Origin of the sequence: Diaphorobacter sp. HDW4B, assembly GCF_011305535.1 — a bacterium.
In the GTDB taxonomy this organism is placed as follows: domain Bacteria; phylum Pseudomonadota; class Gammaproteobacteria; order Burkholderiales; family Burkholderiaceae_C; genus Diaphorobacter_A.
Map to the genome: position 1 here is coordinate 5240296 of NZ_CP049905.1, position 17024 is coordinate 5257319.

The following is a 17024-nucleotide window of genomic DNA, read 5'->3' on the forward strand; positions in this document are numbered from 1 at the left end:
GGAAACCAGCATGATTGCCCACATTCGCCCCGCCCAGCTCGCCGATTGGATCGCCGCAGCACCCGAGGGAGCCCGTCCATTGGTCCTGGACGTTCGCGAAGCGTGGGAACTGCAGACCGCGAGCGTCACGCCTGCGGACTTTGAACTCGTAGCGATCCCGATGGGCGAGATTCCCGCCCGACTTGCCGAGCTTGACCCCGCACGTCCCGTGGCGTGCCTGTGTCACCACGGCATGCGCAGCCTGCGTGTGGCGGGCTTTCTCGACCATCAGGGATTCGAGCATGTCGCCAACATCACCGGCGGAATCGATGCATGGTCAGAAGAGCTGGCCCCATCGGTGCCGCGCTACTGAGTACCGAGTATCGAGTCGCCGCGCCCGGATCTCCCGGATCGCAACGAGCAGTTTTTCCGTTCCTCCGTCCTGCGACGGCGCATGGGTTGCGCCTCGCGGTCCGGTTTCGTCATGCCGATTTGCTGGAAGGACATCATGCCCTCTCCCCAACGTTTTTCGCCCCGCGCGCCCTTCGCGCTGCACAAGCTGTGCCTGTCGACGGCTGCGCTGCTCGGTGCGCTCGCATTCAACACCACCGCCAACGCGCAAAGCCTGCTCGAACTGGTGGAACAAGCCCGCGGCTACGATGCCCCCTGGCAATCGGCCAAGGCCCAATATGACGCGACGGTGAGCCGCGCCGAGCAGGCCCGTGCAGGTCTGTTGCCCAGCGTTGCGGCGCAGGCCGGCGTGAGCACCGCGCACACGCAATACCGCGTGAAGACATCCACGCAGACAGCGCGGGACTTCGATCTGCACGGCCCGTCGCAGCAAGCCGCCATCGTCGCGAGCCAGCCGCTGTTTCGCCCGGCCAACCGCATCACCTTCGAGCAAGGCAAGCGTGGCGTGGAAATCGCACAGGCGCAGATGGATGCCGCCGATCAGGATCTGCTGATCCGCGTGAGCCAGGCCTATTTCGACGTGTTGGCCGCGCAGGACACGCTCAACGTCGTGCAGGCGCAGAAGAAGGCCATCTCCGAACAGCTCGCCGCCGCCAAGAGCAATTTCGAACTCGGCAACGCCACCATCACCGACTCGCGCGAAGCGCAGGCGCGGCATGATCTGGCAAGCGCCCAAGAGATCGCGGCCACCAACGATCTGCAGGTGAAGAAGCTCGCGCTCGACCAGATCGTCGGCCATGCAGGCATCTCGCCGCTGCCGCTCGCGCAGCCCGTCAACCTGCCCGCCGTCGAGCCCGCCGATCTCAACCAATGGGTGGACACAGCCGAGTCCACACAACCCGCCGTGCGGCAAGCGCAGATCGCGCTCGACGTGGCGCGCCTTGAAACCAAGAAGGCCGAAACCGGCCATCTGCCCACGGTCGACCTGCAGGCCAGCTACGGCATGCAACGCAATCCGAACGGCATGACTTCGCAACCGTTCGTGCATTCGCGCGCCACCAGCGCCAGCGTGGGCGTGGCGCTCAATGTGCCGCTGTTCGCAGGCTTTGCCGTGCAGAACCGCGTGAAGGAAACGTTGTCGCTGGAAGACAAGGCGCAGGCCGATCTGGACAACGCGCGACGCACCGTGGCGCAGGCCTCACGCGCCGCCTATCTGGGCGTGCAATCGGGCATGGGACAGGTCAAGGCGCTCGAAGCCGCAGTCACCTCCAGCAAGAGCGCGTTGGATGCCAACCTGCTGGGCTACCAGGTTGGTGTGCGCGTGAACATCGACATCCTCAACGCGCAAAGCCAGCTCTACCAGACCCAACGCGATCTCGCCAAGGCGCGGTATGACGTGCTGATGGGCCAGCTCAAGCTGCGTCAGGCGGCAGGCATTCTGGGCGAAGAGGACATCGCCAAGGTCGATGGCCTGCTCGCCAAGTGAGCTTCTGATCAGAGTTGGTGAACCACAAGGCGGAACTCGGGGTCATCCGGGAACGCCTTGATCTCGAAGCCCAGACGGCGCATCAGTTTGAGCATGTTCGGGTTGTTGCCCAGCACCAGCCCCTGAATTTCGGCCAGCCCGCGATCTCGGGCGACTTCCATGATCGCCAGCATCAGCCGTGAGCCCAGACCGCGCCCGGCAAAATCATCAGCCACCAGCAGTGCGAATTCACAGCTCGACTGATCCGGATTGGTCACATAGCGCGAAACGCCCACGATGCGCTCGGTCTCGGTGACCTGCCCCTCGCCGTCCACGGTGCTTTCTTTCTGCACCGCCACCAACGCCATTTCGCGGTCGTAATCGATGAGCGTGAAGCGCGCGAGCAGGGACGGAGGCAGTTCGGCGAGCTGCGACACAAAGCGGAAATAGCGGCTCTCGGGCGACAGCTCGCGCACCAGCTTTTGCAGCATTTGCGCGTCGTCCGGGCGAATCGGGCGCACGTGGTATTCGCCGCCGCCGCGCATCGGCCAGATCTGTTCGTAGCGCGCCGGGTACGGCATGATCGCCAGATGCGCGTAGCTCGAATCCGCGCCGAGCAGGCCGGTCGTGAGCGTGCCCGACGCGCCATGCGTGGCCTCGCCGACGACGATGCGCGCATCGACTGCCACCACGCCGTTGGCATCGACGATCAGCGGATTGATGTCCATCTCGCGCAACTGCGGCAGCGCGCAAGCCATTTCAGAGACGCGCAGCAGCACCTGCTCCAGCGCTTCGTAGTTCACCGGATCGGCACCGCGCCATTCGCCCAGCGTTTCGGCCACGCGCGAGCGCTCGATCAAGCGGCGCGCCAGAAACTGGTTGAGCGGCGGCAGTTCCATCGAGCCGTCGTCCATCAGCTCGACCATGGTGCCGCCCGCGCCGAAGTTGATGATCGGGCCGAAATACTCGTCGCTCACCATGCCGATGCAGATTTCGCGCCCACGCTTGGCGCGCGCCATGTTCTGCACCGTCACGCCGTTGATGCGCGCCTTGGGTTGCAGGCGTGCAACGCGCTGCACCATGTCGGCATAGGCATCGCGCACGGCGGTGCCCGTGTGCACATTGAGCGCCACGCCGCCCACGTCGGACTTGTGGCTGATGTCGGGCGAATCGATCTTGAGCGCGACCGGATAACCGAGCTGCGTGGCGATCATCATCGCCTCGTGCCCGCTGCGCGCCTGCAGCGTGCGCGTGACCGGAATGTGGAACGCCGCGAGCAGCGACTTGGACTCCATCTCGGTCAGCACATTGCGGCGCTCGGCCAGCACGCTTTCGATGACCAATCGCGCGCCTTCGATGTCGGGCTTGGCGAGGGTCGAAAGCGATGGCGGCGTCTGCAGCAGCAGTTGCTGGTTGCGATAGAACGTGGAGATGTTGCAGAACGCGCCGACCGCCGCCTCGGGCGTGCGAAAGCTCGGAATCTGCGCCTTGCGCAAGGTCTGGCGCGCGGGCAGCACCAGCGTGTCACCCAGCCAACTGGTGAGCAGTGGCTTGTTCATCGAACGTTTCGCGTCCGACAGGGCCTGCGCAACAGCGGTCGCGTCTCTGCCCGGCTTGGGCGAGAAGATGGCGAGTACACCGTCGATCTGCTTGTCCTTGTTGGCGGCTTCGATGGCAAGGCGGTAGTGCTCGGGACCGGCTTCTTCCGACAGATCGATCAGCTCGGACAAGGTGGCCAGCGGCGGCAGTTGTGGCGCAAGCTGCTGTGCGGCTTCCGCCGAGAGGTGGCCCAGCCCCAGTCCTTTTTCGTTGATCCAGTCTGCCGCGAGCACACCCGGCCCGCCGCCATTGGTGATCACCGCCAGACGCTGACCGACCGGGCGATAGCGCGAGGCCAGACACTTGGCCGCCGAGAACAGCTCGACAAAGGTGTTCACGCGCACGGCACCCGCGCGGCGCAGCGCGGCGTCAAACACTTCGTCACTGCCGACAATCGCACCGCTGTGCGTGAGCGCAGCCGCATTGCCAGCCGGCTTGCGACCGGCCTTCAGCACGATGACCGGCTTGGCATTGGCGGCCGAACGCAACGCGCTCATGAAGCGGCGCGCGTTCTGAATGCCTTCCATGTAGACGACGATGCTCTGCGTGCGCGGGTCATTCGCCAGAAAATCCAGCACGGCGGCGATGCCCAGATCGGTGTGAGGGCCGAGTGATACCACGCTCGAAAACCCCACGGCGTTGCTGCGCGCCCAATCCAGAATCGAGGCCGTGAGCGCGCCGGATTGGCTGATCAAACCAAGCGAGCCTTCTGCCGCCAACGGTCCCACGGCACTCGCGTTAAGTTGCAACGAAGGCCGCTGAATGCCGAGCGAATTCGGCCCCAGCAGAAACATGCCTTCGCGTTTGGCGATGCGCTTCAAGTCGAACGCCTGCGCCTGCGACATGCCGGTGGACAGCACGATGGCGGCACGGCAATTCATGCGCCCCGCCACTTCCATGGCAGCAGCCACTTCGTCCGCAGGCAACGCGATCACCGCGAGATCTGCACGTGCCTGTGCCAGATCGGCCAGCGTGCCGCTGGTGTGGATGTCCATGAAGGTCAGGCTGCCGGTGAACTTCTGGGCACGCAAGGCTTCATGGACATGGCGTGCCAGCGGCGACAGAGAATCGGGTTTGTCGCCCGGCCCTGCCAGCACGACGACCGACGTGGGGGCAAACAAGGGGGTGAGGTAGTGCTTATCCAACATAGTGATGATGAAACGACTGAGGCTGACGGCACGGCGGAGGAGGACCTGCTTTTCCAATGAAAGCAGGCAGCTCATGAATGCCCATTGTCTTGCACTTGAGTGAAAACCATAGCTTCAAACGCGACGGCGTTTGTTGTTGGTCATAGTGTGGTCTTATCGAACGGCGTATTTGCGTGCCGCTGACCACCTCAAACGCTGGTCAAACGCTGGTCAATCGCGCGTCACCACCGGCGAAGCCGAGCGCATTTGCTGCACCACGGCCAGAGCCGTGGACAGCGCCGCGCCGCGATGTGCGCTGGTGAAGGCGTGGCAGCGCGAGGCGAGATCGGACCAGCGCTCGGGCTCGTTGACGAGGCGCACGGATTCGAGCACGCCCTCTTCCATGTCTGCCACGCGCAGGGCGACGCCCGCATCCGCAGCCAGCTCGGACGCCTCGGCAAAATTGAAGGTGTGCGGCCCCATGATGACCGGGCAATCGCACGACAGCGCCTCGATCAGGTTCTGTCCACCCAAGGGCTCGAAGCTGCCGCCCAGCATCGCAGCATGCGCCATGCCGTAGTACTGCGCCATCTCGCCCATGCTGTCGCCCAGCCAGACATCGGCCGCCTCAGGAACATCGTCCCACGCGCTGCGACGCGACACCGACAGACCCGCTTCGGTGCACAGCGCAATCACCTCGTCAAAACGCTGCGGATGGCGCGGCACGAGCAGCCACTGCACCTGTTGATTGCGGCTTGCAAAGCTTTCGCGCTGACGCAGCCAAGCCTGAAGCCAGACAGCCTCTTCTCCTTCGCGGCTGCTGGCGAACAGCACGACCGGGCGCTGGCTCGTCGCGCGCCACTCGCGCCCGCGCGCCAGCAACTTGGCGTCGGGCACGCTGTCGAATTTCAGATTGCCCAGCACGCCACGCACCGGCGCACCAATGTCGGCGAGCCGTTTGGCATCCGCCTCGGTCTGCGCCCAGACGGCGGAGAGGCTCTTGTATGCAGGCCCGGCCAGCCACGACAGCCGCTTGGCCCCGCGCCACGATTTCTCGTTCATGCGCGCATTGGCCAGCACCAGCGGAATGCCGCGCGCCTTGCAACCGGCAACGAGATTCGGCCAGATTTCGGTCTCCATCAGCACGCCGATGTCGGGCCGGAAATTCAGCAGAAAACGCCGCACGGCCTGTGGCGAATCCCAGGGCTGCCAGACCTGGATATCGTCGCCTCGCAGCAGCTTTTTGCCCTCTTCACGCCCCGTGGCCGTGCCGTTGGTGAGCAGCAACTGCATCTCAGGCACCAGCTCGCGCAGTTCCTTGAGCAGAATGGCTGCGGCGCGGGTCTCGCCCAGCGACACGGCATGAATCCAGATCAGCGGGCGCGAGGAAGCGCCCGACGTGCGCGGCGAAATCTCGTATTGACCAAAGCGCTCCGGCACGGCCACGGCGTAACCCGGCTCGGACTGCGCGCGCCGCTCCAACTTGCGACGCAACAACGGCGTGGCAAGCTGAATCGCCAGTGAATAAAGTCCCAGCACTGAATTGCCTGAATTCGTTGACGGCCTTTGGTGTGGCTGTCAGTGCGCCGCGCCGCCCACCTTGGCACCGGGTTTCACGCGTTCTAGCAAGGCCAGCATGGCCGCTTCGATGCGGTGCATGGCTTCCTGTGTGTGGCCTTCAAAACGCAGCACCAGCACGGGCGTCGTGTTGCTCGCGCGGATCAGGCCAAAGCCGTCCGGCCAGTCCACGCGCAGACCGTCGATCGTGCTGAGCTGTGCCGGCGCCTCGAAAGTGGATTCCGCCAGCGCCTGCAATTGCGCGGTCAGGCGATGTGGCTCGCCCTCTTCGCACGACACATTGAGTTCGGGCGTCGAAAAGCTGGTCGGCAAGGCATTGAGCACGGCGCTCGGGTCGCTGCTCTTGCTCAGAATTTCCAGCAGACGGCAGCCCGCATAGGTGCCGTCGTCAAAACCGAACCAGCGTTCCTTGAAGAAGATATGGCCGCTCATCTCGCCGCCGAGCGGTGCATCCAGCTCCTTCATGCGCGCCTTGATCAGCGAATGGCCGGTCTTGTACATGACGGCCTTGCCGCCTGCCGCCTCAATGGCCGGAGCCAGGCGCTGCGTGCACTTCACATCGAACAGAATCGAGCCGCCGGGCACGCGCGAGAGCACGTCCTGCGCGAACAGCATCATCTGACGGTCGGGGAAAATGTTCTGGCCGTCCTTGGTAACGATGCCGAGGCGGTCGCCGTCGCCGTCAAATGCGAGACCCAGCTCGGCGTCGCTGTTCTTGAGCGCGGCGATCACGTCCTTCAGATTGTCCGGCTTGCTCGGATCGGGATGGTGGTTGGGGAAATCGCCGTCCACTTCCGAGAACAGCTCGATCACCTCGCAGCCGATCGCGCGGAAGATGTCAGGGGCCGAAGCTCCCGCCACGCCATTGCCGGAATCGACCACGATCTTCATCGGGCGCGCCAGTTGGATGTCGCCAACGATGCGGTCGGTATAGGCTTGCAGCACATTGGCTTCGCGGATGCTGCCGCCCTCGGCTGCTTGCCACGATTGCTCGTCCATCACGCGGCGCAGGTTCTGGATTTCCTCGCCATAGATGGCCTTGCCCGCGAGCACCATCTTGAAGCCGTTGTAATCCTTGGGATTGTGGCTGCCGGTCACCTGAATGCCGCTTTGGCACAGCGTCGCAGCCGCGACGTACAGCATGGGCGTCGTCACCATGCCGACATCGATCACGTCGATGCCCACATCCACCAGCCCCGCCATCAGCGCGGCGGACAGCGCCGGACCGGACAGACGGCCATCGCGGCCCACGGCCACCACGCGCTCGCCCTTGGCCTTGGCGGCCAGACCGAAGGCTCTGCCCAGATTGCGGGCAACGTCTTCGTTCAGAGTGCTGGGCACAATGCCGCGAATGTCATAGGCTTTGAAAATGGCTGGCGAAAATGGCACGAGACAACCTGTAAAAAAAGTTGAAAAACGCCTTCGATTGTAGGCGTGCCGGATGGTGCCGCCGCCGCTGGCAAATTTCATGGACGCGGTTTTTGATGGACATGTCCGAAAACTGCCAGCGTTTGAGCAGCCTCTCTCTATCATGAAGCCATGTCCGAAATCACTCCAACACCCGTGGAAGATGCCCGCTACCTGGCGCTCAAGGCGCGCGATGCGCGTTTTGACGGCAGCTTTTTCACGGGCGTGACCAGCACCGGCATTTACTGCCGCCCGGTCTGCGCGGTACGCACACCGCGTCGTGAAAACTGCCGCTTTTTCGACTTGGCCGCCCAAGCCGAACATGCGGGCTTTCGCCCCTGCCTGCGCTGCCGCCCCGAACTGGCTCCGCAGGCGCTGGTCTGGTCGAATCAGGATGCGAGCGGCATTTTGCTGCAGCAGGCCCTGCGCATGCTGGATGCGCCCGAGAACTGGTCGGATGCCGAAGGCGGCGCGGTGATCGACTGGCTGGCCGGACGGCTGGGCGTGTCGGATCGCCATGTGCGTCGCATCTTCAGCTCGGCGCTTGGCATTTCGCCATTGCAATACTTGCAGACCCGCCGCTTGCTGGCCGCCAAGCAATTGCTGACCGACACGACGCTGCCCATTACCCAGATCGCGCTGGCCAGTGGCTTTCGCAGCGTTCGAGGATTCAATGCCGCATTTCAGCAGCACTATTCGCTCAAGCCCAGCCAGTTGCGCCGGGAAGGCAGTGATTCAGCGACCGGCGATGCGGTTCAATCGCATGTGATTCGGCTGGGCTGGCGTCCGCCTTATGACGTGCAAGCCATGCTCGGATTTCTGGGAACGCGCGCCATTGAGTCGCTGGAGCAAGTGGAATCCACGCCTGCCAAGGGCTTGCCCGGCATGCGGAGAACGCTGCGCATGGGCGATGGCCCGAAATCCGCCACAGGCTGGTTTGAGGTGCGCTTTGACACATCCGCCTCGCGCCTTCTGTTGGTGACCAGCGATTCACTGCTGCCCGTGCTGCCTGTACTCATTGCCCGCATTCGCGCCATGTTCGATCTGGACGCCGATCTGCAGGTGATCGATTCCGCGCTCGCCCCGTTCTTTCAGAGCGGCGAAGGCATGCGGGTGCCCGGTGCGGCAGACGGGTTTGAACTGGCCGTGCGTGCCGTGCTCGGTCAGCAGATCACCGTGGCTGCGGCGCGCACCATCGCGCAGCGCTTGGCACACCGGTTTGGCGAGCCCATCGTCACGCCTTGGTCGGAGTTGTCCCGACTTTTCCCTACAGCACAAGCGCTGGCCGAAGCCAGTGGCGACGATCTGGGCGCGCTCGGCATCGTGCGCCAACGCCAGCAGGCCATCAAGGCCGTGGCGATGGCCGTCGCGGACGGAAAACTGCGGCTCGCCCCCGGCGAAGACCCCGAAGTCACGATGGCCACGCTGCGCGAGTTGCCCGGCATTGGCGACTGGACCGCGCAATACATCGCCATGCGTGCACTGCGCTGGCCGGATGCCTTCCCCGCCGGTGACGTCGCCCTGCAATCAGCACTGGGCATCGCTCGCGGCACGAGCGCGGCGCGCGACGCACTGGCGGCTTCGCAAGTCTGGCGGCCTTGGCGCAGCTATGCCGTCATGCGCACCTGGGCCGGTCTGGCCCGCTCGTGAGATTGCGCCCGAACCACGCCCACGCGCCCTCTTTCTCTTTCAGAACAGATTCGGAGATTTTTCCATGACCCGCTTTTCCAACGACCTTGTCTGCACCCGTTTTTCCACCACTCTGGGCGACATGATCGCCACAGCATCCGACAAAGGCCTGGTCGGACTCTGGTTCCATGATCAGAAACATCTGCCCGAGCAACTATCGCCCGATCTGCCCAGCCCAATTTGGCCGACCGATGACCAGCACCCCGTGCTGCAGAAAGCCAGACAGCAGATCCGCGAGTTTTTCGCTGGCACGCGAAGCGAGTTCGATCTGCCATTTGATCTCTCCGCAGGAACGCCGTTCCAGCAATCCGTCTGGCAGGCGCTGCTGGGCATTCCCAAGGGCAAGACAACGACCTATGGCGCGCTCGCGCGCAGTCTTGGCAAGGCTCAGGCCATGCGCGCAGTGGGCGCTGCCGTAGGGCGAAATCCGCTCAGCCTGGCCGTGCCTTGTCACCGCGTTCTGGGTCAGGATGGCAGTCTCACCGGCTATGCTGGCGGGCTCCATCGCAAGACGGCGCTGCTCCAACTCGAAGGCGCGCTGTCGCCTGCGCTCTCCAAGAATTGAAAACAACATGACCACCTCCCACGCTCTGGCCGCTCCGGAGCAGCGCTCCTGGATGCCCGAATTCCTGCTGCTGTCCGCCATCTGGGGCGCTTCGTTCCTCTTCATGCGCATGGGCGCCGCGGAGTTCGGCCCGTTTCCCACGGCTGGCCTGCGCGTGATCTTGGCAGCGCTGTTCCTGATTCCAGTCATGGTGCTCAAGGGCGAGTGGTCCGCGCTTCGCAAACACTGGAAGCGCGTGCTGCTCGCAGGCGTGATCAACTCGGCGATCCCGTTTGCGCTCTTCGCCTGGGCAGTGATGCACATCACGACGGGGCTGACGTCGATTCTCAACGCCACCGTGCCGCTGTTCGGCGCGTTGGTCGCGTGGGTCTGGCTGGGCGAGCGCATTCAGCGCCTGCGCTGGGTGGGGCTGCTGCTGGGCTTTCTAGGCGTTGCGCTACTGGCGTGGAAGGCTCCCGGCGGTGCGGGCATGAAGAATGATGACGCGATCTGGGCCATTGGCGCCTGTCTGTGCGCATCCATCTGCTACGCCATCGCCGCCAACTTTGCCAAGCGCTATCTGGTGGGCGTGCCGGCACTCGCCTCGGCCACCGGCAGCCTGATCGGAGCCAGCCTCTGCCTTGTCATCCCCACAATCATTTGCTGGCCCGCGCAGATGCCCGGCCCGCGCGCCTGGAGCGCGGTGATCGCCATCGCCATTCTCTGCACCGGCATCGCCTACTTTCTGTATTTCCGGCTGATCGCCAATGCCGGGCCGAGCAGAGCCGTGGCAGTCACCTTTCTGGCTCCCGCCTTTGCCGTGCTTTATGGCACGGTCTTTCTCCACGAGACGGTCACGCTGTGGATGCTGGGCTGCGGTCTGGTCATTGTGTGCGGAACCATGTTGTCTACCGGGTTGATTGGACACAGGCGCGACGCGAAGTAGGACGTGACCTTGTCCCGCTCGCCCATGTGTAAAAACTATTTACAGCCCGCATCAATAGGCTAAAATAATCCCGTTACCTGAGCGATAGAATTTGTTTACCAAATGAAACCGCTTGGGGGCTGTCCTCATGTGCACTGACGATTCTCGACATCGTTGAAATCGGTTGCGGTCCTGCGGGCAAACCTTTTCCTAACGACCGATTTTTTGGCATATGACCAATGAATTCTTTGTCACAGGATTGATTCTGGTGACCTTGATCATTGGTGCGGCATTGTTGCCCGCATCGGTCCTTTTGCGCCCCACCCGCCGCGAACAGTTGTGGATCGGCATCATCAGCGGCATCGCCGCACTGGCGGTGGCGGGCCTGCATCTGCGGGCCATGATGGCTGGCATCTCCTTCGTCCATCCCAGCATTCTGGCCTCCGTCAGCTTTCTGTTCGGCCCTCTGGCTGGCGGAGTGGCTGTGCTCATCTCGCTGTTCAGAATGGCCTTTCACACCCCATACAGTTGGTGGATGATCGTCGGGCTCTCGGTGTCCCTGTGGGGCGTCGGCAGCGTGTTGTGGCTGGCGCGCGAGCGCACGCGGCTGAATTTCTGGTTGCTGTTCTTCCTGCTGGTGCTTTTGGTGCCGATGTTCATCACGCCCTGGACCGTGTTGACCCAATCCGTCCGAGGAGATGGCTGGGAGGAATGGAATGTGGTTCCCTGGCGCTACATGGTCGGTGTGGTGATGCTCAGCGGCGGCGTAGGCCTGCTCATCAGCCGTGCGCGCGTGCTGCAGAACTTGCGCACCCGTGAAGTCGAACTGGTTCAGGCGCTTCGCGCCTCGGGCGGCGGTCGCTGGGAATGGAATCTGCCGCTCAAGCGACTGTCGTATCACGGCAGCTTCTTTCAGGAATTCGGTTTCGACGACAGTCCCGACGACAACACGCTCGCGCCCCTCAAAGTGCTGCACTTGCCCGACAAGCTGGCTGCACTGAAGTCGCGCGTGAATCAGGACGACTTCAAGCGGTTGCAGGCCGTGCTGGTGCGCTTGGGCGCCGGCAACGTCGAGCATTTTCACGAAGAGTTCCGCATGCGTGACGCGAGCGGCAAATGGCGTCATTTGATTGCCCGTGGAAGCGTGGTGCAGCGCGATGATTTCGGCCATGCCGAACGCCTCTCGGGCATGCTGCTCGACGTGACGGAACACCATGCCATGGCCAGCGCCGTGCGCCTGTCGGAAGCCAAGCACACGATCTTCTTCAAGACCTTGCCCGACCCCGCCGGGATCGTCCGCATCAGCGACTTGCGTTACATCGACGTCAACCCGGCTGCGGAGCGGTGGGTTGGCATGCCGGCAGCCCACATCATCGGCAAGACTTCAGAGGAAATCGGTCTGCATATTGAGCAAAAGGACCTGTGTCGGCTCATGTCGCTGCTGACGAATTCGGAGCATGTCAACGGCTTTCCGATGCGGATGCGCATTGGAGATACCGTGTTTCCAGGCGCCCTGTCGGGTTGCCGCACAGACATTGATGGGGAGGGATGCGTGGTCTTTGTCTTCCACGACATGACCGACAGCCATGCCGTCCAGGAACGACTGAAGACCGCCAATGACCTCCTGCATCAGGCAAGCTGGCTGGCCCGTCTCGGGTCTTGGGAAGGCATTCCCGGCAAAGGCGTCACCTACTGGTCCGACATCTGCTGCGAAATCCACGGCGTGCCCGCCGGAACGCCAGCGCCTACCCATTACATCGATCGCTTTGTCGCTCCCGAGTGGCGCGAAAGCGTTCGCAATCTTAGCCAGATCGAGCGCGAGGATCGCACCGTCTGGGACATGGAGTTCGAAATCATCCGCGCAGATGGCATACGCGTCTGGGTACGTGCACGCAGCGAAACCGTGATGGAGAACGGCAAGCTGCTCAAGGTGCGCGGCGTGCTGCAGGACATCGACAAGCTGCGCCGCACCTCCGAGCGCATGTTGGCCTCCGAAGTTCGCTTCGAGCGCATCTTCCATTCGCTGCCGGTGCCTCTGGGTTTTGTGCGCGACGACACGGGCGAGTTCGTCGACGTGAACCCCGCCTGGGTACATGCGCTGGGTTATTCGCGCGAGGAGAGCATCGGCCATTCGCTGGTGGACCTGAACATCTATTCGTACGAAGCGCGCCAACGCCTGAAAGCCCAGACCCACGCCTCTGGTCAATTGGCGGCCTATGAAAACGAGTTGCGCACGCGTTCGGGAGCCAAGCTCACGGTGCTGCAGTCGATGAGTTCGATTGAAATCGCCGGTCAATCCTGCTGGCTGATTTCAGTGCTGGACATCACCGAGCGCAAGCAGCAGGAAAGCCTGGTCCGCGAGCGTGAAGAACTGCTGTCACTCACCATTGCCGCTGCCGCCATCGGTCTGTGGGACTGGGATTTGCAGACAGGCACCGTGCGTGGCGATGCCCGCTGGCACGAGTTGCACGGTCGGTCCGGCAATCGGGAGATACTGGCCGACGCGCTTCCATGGGAAGACGGCGTGAACATCGAGCAGTTGAAGATGATCGAAGGCGCGCTGCAGCAACATGCCTTGAATCCTTCGGTCCCATTCGACATCACGTGGCGGATTTCGCCGCCCCACGCTCCCACGCGCTGGCTGCGCAATGTGGGGAAGATCGTCAGCTTCGATACCAGCCGCATTCCCCTGCGCATGCTGGGTGTTGCCATCGACGTGACGATGCAGCACGAACAGCAGGAACTGCTGCACCACATGGCGCACTACGACGCGCTCACCGGCCTGCCCAACCGCGTGCTGCTGGAGCAACGCTTGCGTGCAGCGCTGGATGACGCGCGCGAGTCCGGCGCGCCGCTGGCTGTGGCCTACATCGATCTGGATGCACTCAAGGCCATCAACGACTCGCTGGGTCACGAGGTGGGCGACCGACTGCTGGTGATGGTGGCGGGACGGCTGCAGCGCGCAGTGCGCCCCGCCGATACGGTCGCCCGGCTCAGTGGCGACGAATTTTCGGTGCTTCTGTGCAACGTGGGCGACCGGGAGGCGGCGGAAAAGCGTCTTCGCACGCTGATGGAGACCCTCGGCTCACCCTATGAGCTGGAAGCCGTCAGCCTGGACCTCACGGCCAGCGTCGGCTACACCTATTTCCCTGACGACACCTCCGACACCGACACCCTGCTGCGCCATGCGGATCAGGCCATGTATCTGGCCAAACAAGCGGGCGGCAATCGCCTGCGCGCCTTCGACTCGGTCAAGGAAACCGCGCGCCAGAGTCTGGTGGAGCAGCGCACCAAGTTCGAACATGCCATGAACAATGGCGAGTTGTCGCTGTACCTGCAGCCCAAGATCAACATGCGCACGGGCACCGTGATCGGAGCCGAAGCGCTGGTGCGCTGGGTGCACCCCGAGCATGGCGTGATTCTTCCGGGCTCGTTCCTGCATGTGATCGACGGCACGGAACTGGAAGCCAAATTCTCCGAATGGGCCATGGATTCGGTGCTGCAGCACATCGAGGCACTCAAGGCGCAGGGTCTGGAGATGCAGATCAGCGTGAACATCGACGCCGAACGCTTGCGCCACCGCGATTTTGCCAATTGGGTGCGGACGCATCTGGAGCGTCACCCGGAAGTTCCGCCCCATCAACTCGATCTGGAGATCACCGAAAACGCGGCGCTCTATGACGTGACCCATGTCGCCAGCGAGCTCGCTCAACTGCGTGCCATTGGCGTATCGGTGTCGCTCGATGATTTCGGGACGGGCTATTCGTCGCTCGCCTACCTGCGCCGTCTGCCGATCGATCAGGTCAAGCTGGACCAGAGCTATGTGCGCGGCATGATGCAGGACCCAGCCGATCAGGCCATCGTGCAGGGGGTGATCGGTCTTGCACGATCATTCGGCTACCGCATCGTGGCCGAAGGTGTGGAGACGGCGGAACAAGGCGTGCTGCTGGCCCGCATGGGCTGCCTCATCGTGCAGGGGCATGGCATCTCGCGGCCCATGCCTGCCGAGCATTTCGCGGATTGGGCTGCACAGTGGCACACCCCGAAGGCCTGGCTGGAAGCGGCACGGATGATCACCGCGCCGCTTCCTCTGGTATAAAAAAAGCTGCTACCACCGCTCCAACCGCGATAACAGCTGTAAAACCAGTCGTCTTCGTCAATCCTCTTCGTTAGCCGAGCAGATCCTTGATCTGCTGCAGCGCTGTCGGATCCTCCATCGTCGTGATGTCGCCCGGATCGCGCTTTTCGGCAATGGCCTGCAGCGTGCGACGCAACAACTTGCCGCTGCGTGTCTTCGGCAACGCGTTCACGAAGAACACGCGTGCCGGACGGGCCACCGCACCCAGTTGGCTGTCAACATGCTTCATGATCTCGCCCTCGAACTTCAGGCGCGCCGCATCGTCCGTCAGGCCCGATGCATCACGTGCCACCGCAAACGCCATGGCGACCTGACCCTTCAAGTTGTCGGCCACGCCCACCACTGCGACTTCGGCGATGTTGGCGTTGCCCGAGATGCACTCTTCGATTTCACGCGTGCCAAGGCGGTGCCCTGCCACGTTGATCACGTCGTCCGTGCGACCCAGAATGAAGTAATAGCCATCCTGATCGCAAATGCCCCAATCGAAAGTGCTGTAGATCAGACGACCCGGAATGCTCTTCCAATAGGTGTTGACGAATCGCTCATCGTTGCGCCAAACGGTCTGCAGGCAACCCGGTGGCAGCGGCCCTTCGATGGCCAGCACCCCCTTCTGGTTCGGCTCCGTCAGCTCTTCGCCGTTGGTCTCGTCGATCAGCTTGACGTTGTAGCCATAGACTGCTTTGCCGGGGCTGCCGAAGCGCGAGGTCTGCTTTTCCACACCGTTGCACAGCGTGAGAATCGGCCAGCCGGTTTCGGTCTGCCAGTAGTTGTCGATGATCGGCACCTGCAGCGATTCGCTGATCCACTGCGCGGTCGGCTCATCAAGCGGTTCGCCCGCCAGCCACAGCGCCTTCAGCGTCGAAAGGTCGTAGCGCTTGAGGTATTCGGGATCCTGCTTCTTGAGCACGCGCACCGCAGTCGGCGCGGAGAACATGTGCGTGACCTTGTACTTTTCGACGATGCTCCACCAGATGCCTGCATCGGGACGCACTGGCAGTCCTTCGTACATGACGGTCGCCATGCCGGCGAGCAGCGGGCCATAGATGATGTAGCTGTGGCCGACCACCCAGCCGATGTCGCTGGTGCAGAAGAAGGTGTCACCGGGCTTGGCGTCGAACACCCAGCGCATGCTGGAGGCCAGCGCCACGGCGTAGCCGCCGGTGTCGCGTTGAACGCCCTTGGGCTTGCCGGTGGTGCCGCTGGTGTAGAGCGTGTAGCTCGTCTGCGTGGCGTCCTGCCACACGCACGGGATGTTGGCGTCGAGATGCTGGCTGCGCAGCGCCGCCCAGTCGTGGTCGCGACCGGCGCGCATGCTGGCAGGCGCCAGACCGCGATCGACCAGCAGCACGGCTTGCGGCTTGTGCGCGGACAGCTCGATGGCCTCGTCCAGCAGCGGCTTGTAGGGAACAACCTTGCCGCCACGCGAACCCGCATCGGCGGACACGATCACAGTGGGCTCGGCATCTTCGATACGTGATGCCAGCGACGCCGAGGCAAAGCCGCCGAACACCACCGAATGAATCGCACCGATGCGCGCGCAGGCCAGCATCGCAAACGATGCCTCGGCGATCATCGGCATGTAGATCAGCACACGGTCGCCCTGCTTGACGCCCAGCGCCTGCAGGCAGGCGGCCATGCGCTGCACTTCCTTGTGCAACTCGGCGTAGCTGTAGGCACGTTCGGTATTGGTTTCGGTGGAAATGGCGATCAGCGCGTTCTGGTTGGCGCGATCTGCCAAGTGGCGGTCCACAGCGTTGTGGCACAGATTGGTGGTGCCGCCCACGAACCAGCGCGCAAACGGCGGGTTGCTGTAGTCGCAGATTTGTTGGGGTTGGGTTTGCCATTCGATGAACTGGGCCTGCTCGGACCAGAAGGCATCGCGATCTTCGATCGAACGACGGTGGAACTCAGAAAAACTCACCATTGGAATAGTCTCCTTATATGACCAACAGAGCTGCCCGACACCTGTGGCAACTCCATTGATTTCATTATGTATAAGCGAGTTTTCGTCAAGCTGACGCTCCGGGAAGTCTTTCAAGCATTCCGAGAAGCGACACAAAAGCACACCCTTCTCACCAATGAATACCCACATTCTGCGAGCATCCGAAGGCGTTGGCGATAGCTTGGGGAGAGGGAATTCAAGGTGATTGAGATATGTCAAT

General features: G+C 63.0%; 10 protein-coding genes. 6 read left to right on the top strand and 4 right to left on the bottom strand.

From position 1 onward, the window contains the following. The first annotated feature begins 10 nt into the window (after positions 1-10). Both G7048_RS23905 and G7048_RS23910 read left to right on the top strand, forming a co-directional pair. Entirely contained in the window at positions 11-352 is a 342-nt protein-coding gene (locus tag G7048_RS23905; RefSeq protein ID WP_166070525.1) for a rhodanese-like domain-containing protein, read from the top strand. 135 nt (positions 353-487) lie between these two features. Then, on the top strand, positions 488-1876 hold the full coding sequence (locus G7048_RS23910) for a TolC family outer membrane protein (protein WP_166070526.1): 1389 nt from the start codon (positions 488-490) through the stop codon (positions 1874-1876). Between the two features lie 8 nt (positions 1877-1884). Here G7048_RS23910 and G7048_RS23915 read toward each other — a convergent pair whose 3' ends face one another. The 3 genes from G7048_RS23915 to G7048_RS23925 all read right to left on the bottom strand — a co-directional run bounded on the left by G7048_RS23915 (position 1885) and on the right by G7048_RS23925 (position 7548). After that, positions 1885-4602, bottom strand: coding sequence for a bifunctional acetate--CoA ligase family protein/GNAT family N-acetyltransferase (locus G7048_RS23915; protein ID WP_166070527.1), 2718 nt, complete (start codon positions 4600-4602; stop codon positions 1885-1887). A gap of 210 nt (positions 4603-4812) precedes the next feature. Continuing rightward, positions 4813-6120 (bottom strand): 3-deoxy-D-manno-octulosonic acid transferase, encoded by a 1308-nt coding sequence (locus tag G7048_RS23920; RefSeq protein WP_240933095.1) that lies wholly within the window; start codon positions 6118-6120, stop codon positions 4813-4815. A gap of 39 nt (positions 6121-6159) precedes the next feature. After that, a complete protein-coding gene (locus tag G7048_RS23925) occupies positions 6160-7548 on the bottom strand; it encodes a phosphomannomutase/phosphoglucomutase (protein WP_166070528.1) in 1389 nt (462 codons plus the stop codon). Between the two features lie 150 nt (positions 7549-7698). Here G7048_RS23925 and G7048_RS23930 point away from each other — a divergent pair, with 150 nt between their 5' ends. The 4 genes from G7048_RS23930 to G7048_RS23945 all read left to right on the top strand — a co-directional run bounded on the left by G7048_RS23930 (position 7699) and on the right by G7048_RS23945 (position 14823). Beyond that, positions 7699-9216 carry an Ada metal-binding domain-containing protein gene (locus tag G7048_RS23930; RefSeq protein WP_166070529.1) on the top strand — a complete coding sequence of 506 codons (1518 nt, stop codon included), beginning with the start codon at positions 7699-7701 and terminating at the stop codon, positions 9214-9216. A gap of 64 nt (positions 9217-9280) precedes the next feature. Continuing rightward, a complete protein-coding gene (locus tag G7048_RS23935) occupies positions 9281-9820 on the top strand; it encodes a methylated-DNA--[protein]-cysteine S-methyltransferase (RefSeq protein ID WP_166070530.1) in 540 nt (179 codons plus the stop codon). A 7-nt stretch (positions 9821-9827) separates the two neighbouring features. Then, positions 9828-10745: a DMT family transporter gene (locus G7048_RS23940; protein WP_166070531.1), complete on the top strand. Its 918-nt coding sequence runs from the start codon at positions 9828-9830 to the stop codon at positions 10743-10745. Between the two features lie 247 nt (positions 10746-10992). After that, positions 10993-14823, top strand: coding sequence for an EAL domain-containing protein (locus tag G7048_RS23945; protein ID WP_166070532.1), 3831 nt, complete (start codon positions 10993-10995; stop codon positions 14821-14823). A gap of 70 nt (positions 14824-14893) precedes the next feature. On the opposite strand, the gene G7048_RS23950 is transcribed toward G7048_RS23945, so the two are convergent. After that, complete coding sequence (locus G7048_RS23950; protein ID WP_166070533.1) at positions 14894-16786, bottom strand: propionate--CoA ligase; 1893 nt, start codon at positions 16784-16786, stop codon at positions 14894-14896. Positions 16787-17024: the final 238 nt, after the last annotated feature.